Origin of the sequence: Streptomyces sp. NPDC058685, from assembly GCF_042714725.1 — a bacterium.
Taxonomy (GTDB): Bacteria; Actinomycetota; Actinomycetes; order Streptomycetales; family Streptomycetaceae; genus Streptomyces.
The window spans coordinates 21,737-27,848 of sequence record NZ_JBHXSL010000072.1; the positions used below are offsets into that span (position 1 = coordinate 21,737).

The following is a 6,112-nucleotide window of genomic DNA, read 5'->3' on the forward strand; positions in this document are numbered from 1 at the left end:
GCAGAGCCATGGGCTGTGATCCGGCCGCGCGGACGACGTGGCCCTCCCGGTCGCCCTAATGATGCCCCGCGTCGGGCAGCAGCGAACCCAGCGGCCCGAGGTCGAGGTTCAGGTCCGAGCGCTTGAGGCCGTGGCGCGCGCAGAGGTCGTCCATGCGTTCGTCGAGCAGCATCAAGGCGGTGCCCATGCGTTCCTCCTGCTCCGGCGTGAGGCTCTGGTCGTCGAAACGGCGGACGGCCTGGCGCTCCATGAGCTGGCGGATCAGTTCGACCACGGTGAGGACGAGGCCGGCCAGGTCGCGTGCCGCGTGATCGGGGTCGAGGTCGAGCCGCGGTTCCGTCCCTCGTGCCGCCGTTCGGGCGCCCGACCCTCGCTCCGCCGTCACAGGGGACCGCTGTCGGGCCAGGGCGCCGGCACACGGTCGCTGACCGACGAGAGCAGGGCGTGAAGCGAGATACGGACCAGCGGCACGTCGGCGAGAGCGAGGACGAGGTCACCGCTGACGACGACACCGGTGGCCAGGACGCGGTCGAGAAGGTCGACCAGGGGGACGCCGAGAGGGCTGAGCGTCTCCGGGCCTTCCCAGGGGACGGGGTGCGGCTCGTCGGCGTAGCCGACAGTCGGCAGGACTCGTTCCGTCATCGCGCGTTCCCCTCCGATCGCGGCGTGGACGAGCGTTCGGCCGGCTCCGGGGCCCCCGCGCCCGGCTGCCCCGGCGCATAGTCCCCGAGTTCGGCGAAGGAGTAGGGGGCCCACGGGCCCGTCACATCGATCTCGATCGTCGACAGGGCGGGCGCCCCGCGCAGGTCCGCCACCGTCCGCACGAAGGCGGGGTAGGCCTCTTCGGCGATGAGGTAGGCGGCATTGAGCACCTGGGCCTTGTTGCTTCCGGTGAGTTCGGGGCTGTGCAGACGGTGGCGTACGGCGGCCGTGGCATGGCGCCGAACCGCCTCGTCGACCTGTTCGGCCGCACGGAATGCGGCCTGGCGCTCCTCGTCCGCCTGCCTCTGGCGTCCACTGACCCGGCTGAGGTAGGCCCGGCCGGCTCCCTGACCCGACGCTCCTTGACGCGTGGAGGTCGGCCGGGCTGTCGCTCCGGCGGACTCCGGGGTAAAGGCGGGCCGCGCGAGGTGGACCTTCACCGCCCACTCGACGTGCCCGGTGAGGCGGTCGAGCAGCGAGCTGAAACGGGGTTCGCCGGCGCGGAGCGCTTCGACGGCCCTGCGGTCGCTGCGGTAGAGCGTCGCAAGGGGGAACGGAATGACCGGGCCCGACGCGCGGGCCGCTTCGACGGCCGCGTGATGATCCCGCGCGCAGCGTTCCAGTTCGGCACGGTCACCGAGGCGGCGGCGCAGTTCGTCCTCGGAGAAGGCGTCCGCCGGCACGCTCTGGACGAGGAGCGCAAGGCGCCCGATCCGAAGAGTCCGCAGGGGGCCGCCCTCGGCGTGGCCGCGGGCGGCGGGGACGTCTCCCTCGGCCGGCCGGCACATCGCGAAGACGTAGGTCGCCTCTCCGGTCTCCGCAGCGAATCCGTCAGCGCCGCGTCGGGGCGCCACGGCGGTGTCCGGGCGTGACGTACCGCTCATCGGCCCGTCCTTCGCAGTGCGGGACGCTCGTCGGCGTCGTCGTCCGGCTCCAGTTCCCGGAGTCTCGCCCGCAGTTGTTCGTTCTCCTCGGCCAGCGCGCTCTTGGCCGCTCTGGAGGAGAGCGCGGGGTCCGTCTCCCACCAGTCGATGCCGGCCTTCTTCGCGGTGTCGACGGAGGCGACGAAGAGCCGCAGGCGAATCGTCAGGAGTTCGATGTCCAGCAGATCGATCTTGATGTCGCCCGCGATGACGATGCCCTTGTCGAGCACCCTCTCCAGGAGGTCGGCGAGGTTGGTGGTGGTCGTGCCCTGTTGGACGGACCGCGGGCCCGCGTCCCAGGTCTCCATGCCTGTCGCCATCACGCGCCCCCTCGGTCGGCGGGCGTCGTCATATGTGCGCTGCTCTCGTTCATCGGCGCTCCCGGGCTGTGCTGGGCGGCGGACGGTGGATGGCCGAAAGCGAGGGGGTGCGTCGTCGGGTGGGCGGGCCTCTTGGGGCGATGGGCCTGACGTCGCTCCAGAAGATCGAGGAGACGTTCCTCCTCGCGCTCGAAGGTCGCCTCGTCGATCTCGCCGTCGGTCAGGGCGCGGTTGAGTTCGACGAGTTGGCGGCGCACCGCGTCGGGCGAGTGGAGCTGACGCTCGGCCTCGTCCGAGACGCACTGCGCCACCCACAGCACCCCGCGTACGGGTGCCAGAGGCAGCAGCAGTACCTCGGTCAGCAGTCCCATCCGTCAGGCCTTCGCCGCGACGGCGCCGTCGGTCACGAAGCTGTAGCAGGGCAGCGGGCCGGTGAGGCTCAGCTCGAGGTGGCCCTGGTGGCGCCGCGCGGCTTCGGTGACCGCCGCGTTGAACTGCGGGAGGGCTTCGGCCGGAATCAGGTACGACATGTTGAGGACCGTGTCCCCGGCCAGGTCCGCGCCCGCTGTCCGCTCGGCCAGGGCGCCGAGCCGCGCGAGTACGTCCTCGGCCGCCCGTTCCGCCCGCCGCCGCACACCGGCCGCGATGGCCTCACCGAGTTCCACGTTCGTCTGGTAGTCGGGGCTGCGCCGTGCCTTGAGGGCCAGTGCCCGGAGCCGGGCATCGCTGCGTACGAGATCGTCGAACGAGTCGGGCACGACGCTGCCCTTCACGTTCATCTCCGTCCGGCCCTCGAGTGCGGCCAGTTGCTCGACGCACTCGGCGTGTCGAGTCATGAGTCCTTCGTGGACGGCGGGTTCGTCAGCCGCGATCACGCCGAATCTCATCGGCAGGACCGGCCCTGCGGTTGCCAGCTCGCCCAGCACATTCTGATGGGCCATCAGGTCGCGCCGCCGGGCGCGCAGACCGGCGGGCGCGTCGGAGACGGCGGCGGCGAGCCCGCCCGCCGGGACAAGCCGCACGGCCGCTCCGCCCACGCCTTCGGTCACCGGCGACGGCATGCCGTCACGGACGAACGCGTACACGTAGATGCCGTGCTCCGGTCGGGGGTCGACGGCCACCATCAGTCCTCCTCGGTACGGCGCCGGGTGCGGGACGAAGTGCTGCGTTCGCGGGACCCGCTCTCCCGCGTACGTGAGGAGGGACGCCGGCGCGGTGCGCGGGACTCGCGCTCCTCTTCCTGCTCCTCGTAGTCGTCGTCATCCTCGTCCTCGTGGCCGTGGCCGAGGGCGCCCTTGACCTTGTCCCCGATGGAACGCGCGGTCCGCTTGGCGCCGGCCTTGGCGACCCGGCCGCCCATGCCCCCGCCGAAGAGCTCGGGCACCGTCGTGGTGCGAGAGTCGTGCTCCAGGTCCAGGCGGTTGCAGGCTTCGGCGAACCTCAGGTAGGTGTCGACGCTCGCGACGACGATCCGGGCGTCGATCTTCAGGATCTCGATCCCGACCAGCGAGACCCGGACGAAGATGTCGATGACCATGCCGCGGTCGAGGATGAGTTCCAGGACGTCGTAGAGCGTGCCGGCGCGCGGTGCGCACACGACCTCGTCGCTGTAAGTGGTCATGGACGGGCGATCCTCTCGGGTGATCCGGACAACCGAAGGTCAGCTGTCGGCCGATCCCCTGCGATACCTGCTGATGCGGCGGTACGAGACCAGTCCGCCCTCGTCGTCGAGTTCCACCTCGTAGGTGGCGAGCAGGCTGGTGGTGTCGGGGATCCGCGCCACCTCCAGCACGTCGACGTTGACCACCCAGCCGTCGTCGGTGCGGCTCACGGCCGACACCCCTTCCGAGGGATGGTCGATCAGGCCGGTCAGCGTCCGGCAGGCGCTCCGGGCGGCATCCTCCGCGCCTCGTACCGACCGGTCCTTGGAGGAACCGGCCGCGGACGACGACTTCGTACGCCGCTCACGTGTGTCTGCCATGAGCTCACCCTCGTCTCCGGTGACGCCGGGCGCGCGCCGGGTTGGGCCGGACGGGTGCCGGTACGTCGATCACCGGTGCTGCCCGGGCCCGTACGGGCGGTCGGTCACCGTGCTGCGCCCGGGCCCGTGCGTGGGTGGGTGGTCGCCGGTGCTGCCCGGGCCTGTGCGCGGCTCCCGGAGCCCAGGTGCCCTTCGGGCTGATGTGCGGTTTGCTGGAGAGGTGCCCCGGTCGGCCGTGGGCCGTGCGCGCGGGCCGCACGCATCGTCCGGGTCCTGGCACGGCGCGGAGCCCGCCCACAGCAGGCTGTGCCGTGTGCGTGCCCTGTTCAGGGAGGTTGCGCGATGAAGCGGAAGCCGTTGACGGCCTTGCAGGATCTACAGATGTCGCCGAGCGAGCGAGCGGCCCGCGGGCGCGCCGCACGGGCGCGGGCTCCCCGGTCCGGCCACGCCGAATTCATGCCGTCGCGGCACCGTCCCGACCCGATCGACGTCATCGACAAGCAGTCCGCACGGCGCGTGCCGGAACTCGTCCCGATCCGCTACGGACGGATGTCGGAATCACCGTTCCGCTTCTACCGGGGTGCCGCCGCGGTCATGGCGGGCGATCTGGCGACGACCATCGACTCGGGTCTGCGCGCCCAGCTGTGCGGCGACGCTCACATGATGAACTTCCGTCTGCTCGCCTCTCCCGAACGCAATCTGCTGTTCGACATCAACGACTTCGACGAGACCCTGCCCGGACCGTGGGAGTGGGACGTGAAGCGTCTCGGGGCCAGTCTCGCGATCGCCGGCCGGGAGAACGGGTTCTCGGACGCGGAGCGCGCCATGATCGTCCGGTCCGCGGCGCGGTCCTACCGCGAGCACATGCAGGGTTTCGCGGGAATGCGCACCCTCGACGTCTGGTACGCCAAGTCCGACGCCGATCAGATGTCTGTCATGGCATCGGGCCGGCTGCACAAGCGGGGTCGCAAGCAGCTGACCCGCGCGCTGACGAAGGCCCGCGGCCGCGACAGCCTCCAGGCCTTCAACAAGCTCACGCGGATCATCGACGGCGAGCGGCGGATCGTCGCGAATCCGCCGGTCATCACTCCCGCTGCCCACCTCCTGCCGGACTTGGAACGGGTGGATCTGGAAGAGAAGCTCGCCGGTCTGATCAACAGCTACGCGAAGAGTCTTCAGTCGGACCGCCGGCACCTGCTGGAAGGGTTCACTCCGGTGGATGTGGCACGCAAGGTCGTGGGGGTCGGCAGCGTCGGTACCCGTTGCTGGATCGTGCTGCTGCTCGGACGGGACGGGCAGGACCCTCTGATCCTCCAGGCCAAGGAGGCCGATACCTCCGCACTGGCGCCGCACCTCGGCAGCAACAGGCTCGCCACGGAGGGGGAACGGGTGGTGGCCGGCCAGCGTCTGATGCAGGCGGCGAGCGACATCTTCCTGGGCTGGGAGCGGGTGCACGGGATCGACGGCTGGGAGCGGGACTTCTATGTGCGCCAACTGCGGGACTGGAAGGGTGTTCCCGAGCCGTCGTTGATGGTCCCCCGGGGCATGAACCTGTTCGCCGAACTGTGCGGGGCGACCCTGGCCCGCGCGCACGCGCGGTCGGGCGACCGGATCGCCATCGCCGCCTACCTGGGCCGCAGCGACATCTTCGACCGCTCGCTGGCCCTCTTCGCCGAGGCCTACGCGGATCAGAACGAGCGCGACCACCAGGCACTTCTCGACGCGATCAAGAGCAAGCGGGTCACGGCCCAGGAGGGCTGAGCCCTCCGACGACACCTGCCGCGCCCCGTGCGTGGCGACGGCGCCGGGACGGATGGGATCAGATGGCGGCCAGGAGCCGGTCCAGGGGCCGCGGCACCTGCTCGGGTCCGAGGACCTCGACGAGCGAGCGTGCGTAGTGCGCCTTACGGCCGGCGTGCGTCCCCATGAAGCGCAGCAACTGCCGCTCCACGGTCCGCTCACGCTGCGCGGGTTGTTTCTGGAAGATGCGGAACGAGCGCAACTCGCCCTGGGCCTCGACCACTTCCTGCACCTCGTCCGCACCGAGAGCGCGGATCAGCTCGTCCTCCAGGTCGGCCACGCAGACGTAGAAACCGAGTTGCTCCATCTCCTCGCGGCTGCGGACGGTGCCGACACCCGCCGCTTCCAGGCTGTGCTGGAAGAAGTCCGCCTCGCCGGCGTCGCAG

At 70.9% G+C, this 6,112-nt stretch carries 9 protein-coding genes and 1 pseudogene; 1 reads left to right on the top strand and 9 read right to left on the bottom strand.

Features of this window, described 5'->3' with window-relative positions; genetic code table 11:
- Positions 1 to 55 precede the first annotated feature (55 nt).
- From ACFWU3_RS33575 to ACFWU3_RS33610, 8 genes are read right to left on the bottom strand one after another with little or no spacing between them, the layout of a single operon-like run.
- Positions 56 to 385, bottom strand: coding sequence for a gas vesicle protein K (locus tag ACFWU3_RS33575; RefSeq protein ID WP_384444976.1), 330 nt, complete (start codon positions 383 to 385; stop codon positions 56 to 58).
- Complete coding sequence (locus tag ACFWU3_RS33580; RefSeq protein ID WP_352207982.1) at positions 382 to 642, bottom strand: gas vesicle protein; 261 nt, start codon at positions 640 to 642, stop codon at positions 382 to 384. The genes ACFWU3_RS33575 and ACFWU3_RS33580 overlap by 4 nt, the downstream gene beginning before the upstream one ends.
- Complete coding sequence (locus ACFWU3_RS33585) at positions 639 to 1,586, bottom strand: GvpL/GvpF family gas vesicle protein (protein WP_384444978.1); 948 nt, start codon at positions 1,584 to 1,586, stop codon at positions 639 to 641. Before ACFWU3_RS33585 ends, ACFWU3_RS33580 begins: the two co-directional genes overlap by 4 nt.
- Positions 1,583 to 1,933, bottom strand: a complete 351-nt coding sequence (locus ACFWU3_RS33590) for a gas vesicle protein (protein ID WP_384444987.1) — start codon at positions 1,931 to 1,933, stop codon at positions 1,583 to 1,585. The genes ACFWU3_RS33585 and ACFWU3_RS33590 overlap by 4 nt, the downstream gene beginning before the upstream one ends.
- An 11-nt stretch (positions 1,934 to 1,944) precedes the next feature.
- Positions 1,945 to 2,316 carry a gas vesicle protein GvpG gene (locus tag ACFWU3_RS33595; RefSeq protein ID WP_384444980.1) on the bottom strand — a complete coding sequence of 124 codons (372 nt, stop codon included), beginning with the start codon at positions 2,314 to 2,316 and terminating at the stop codon, positions 1,945 to 1,947.
- A gap of 3 nt (positions 2,317 to 2,319) precedes the next feature.
- On the bottom strand, positions 2,320 to 3,069 hold the full coding sequence (locus tag ACFWU3_RS33600; protein ID WP_384444982.1) for a GvpL/GvpF family gas vesicle protein: 750 nt from the start codon (positions 3,067 to 3,069) through the stop codon (positions 2,320 to 2,322).
- Entirely contained in the window at positions 3,069 to 3,566 is a 498-nt protein-coding gene (locus ACFWU3_RS33605) for a gas vesicle structural protein GvpA (RefSeq protein WP_384444984.1), read from the bottom strand. Before ACFWU3_RS33605 ends, ACFWU3_RS33600 begins: the two co-directional genes overlap by 1 nt.
- A 39-nt stretch (positions 3,567 to 3,605) precedes the next feature.
- Positions 3,606 to 3,926, bottom strand: a complete 321-nt coding sequence (locus ACFWU3_RS33610) for a gas vesicle protein (RefSeq protein WP_313948292.1) — start codon at positions 3,924 to 3,926, stop codon at positions 3,606 to 3,608.
- Between the two features lie 342 nt (positions 3,927 to 4,268).
- Here ACFWU3_RS33610 and ACFWU3_RS33615 point away from each other — a divergent pair, with 342 nt between their 5' ends.
- Complete coding sequence (locus ACFWU3_RS33615) at positions 4,269 to 5,687, top strand: DUF2252 domain-containing protein (protein WP_384444985.1); 1,419 nt, start codon at positions 4,269 to 4,271, stop codon at positions 5,685 to 5,687.
- A gap of 58 nt (positions 5,688 to 5,745) precedes the next feature.
- Here the strand turns inward: ACFWU3_RS33615 and ACFWU3_RS33620 are convergent.
- Positions 5,746 to 6,112 (bottom strand): annotated as a pseudogene (locus ACFWU3_RS33620) (ATP-dependent endonuclease); the annotation flags it as partial.

What these genes read in the sequence shown, in the direction of transcription:
- ACFWU3_RS33610 (WP_313948292.1), bottom strand. Translation starts at nt 3,926, where the DNA reads ATGGCAGACACACGTGAGCGGCGTACGAAGTCGTCGTCCGCGGCCGGT.
- ACFWU3_RS33605 (WP_384444984.1), bottom strand. Translation starts at nt 3,566, where the DNA reads ATGACCACTTACAGCGACGAGGTCGTGTGCGCACCGCGCGCCGGCACG.
- ACFWU3_RS33595 (WP_384444980.1), bottom strand. Translation starts at nt 2,316, where the DNA reads ATGGGACTGCTGACCGAGGTACTGCTGCTGCCTCTGGCACCCGTACGC.
- ACFWU3_RS33615 (WP_384444985.1), top strand. Translation starts at nt 4,269, where the DNA reads ATGAAGCGGAAGCCGTTGACGGCCTTGCAGGATCTACAGATGTCGCCG.
- ACFWU3_RS33585 (WP_384444978.1), bottom strand. Translation starts at nt 1,586, where the DNA reads ATGAGCGGTACGTCACGCCCGGACACCGCCGTGGCGCCCCGACGCGGC.
- ACFWU3_RS33580 (WP_352207982.1), bottom strand. Translation starts at nt 642, where the DNA reads ATGACGGAACGAGTCCTGCCGACTGTCGGCTACGCCGACGAGCCGCAC.
- ACFWU3_RS33590 (WP_384444987.1), bottom strand. Translation starts at nt 1,933, where the DNA reads ATGGAGACCTGGGACGCGGGCCCGCGGTCCGTCCAACAGGGCACGACC.
- ACFWU3_RS33600 (WP_384444982.1), bottom strand. Translation starts at nt 3,069, where the DNA reads ATGGTGGCCGTCGACCCCCGACCGGAGCACGGCATCTACGTGTACGCG.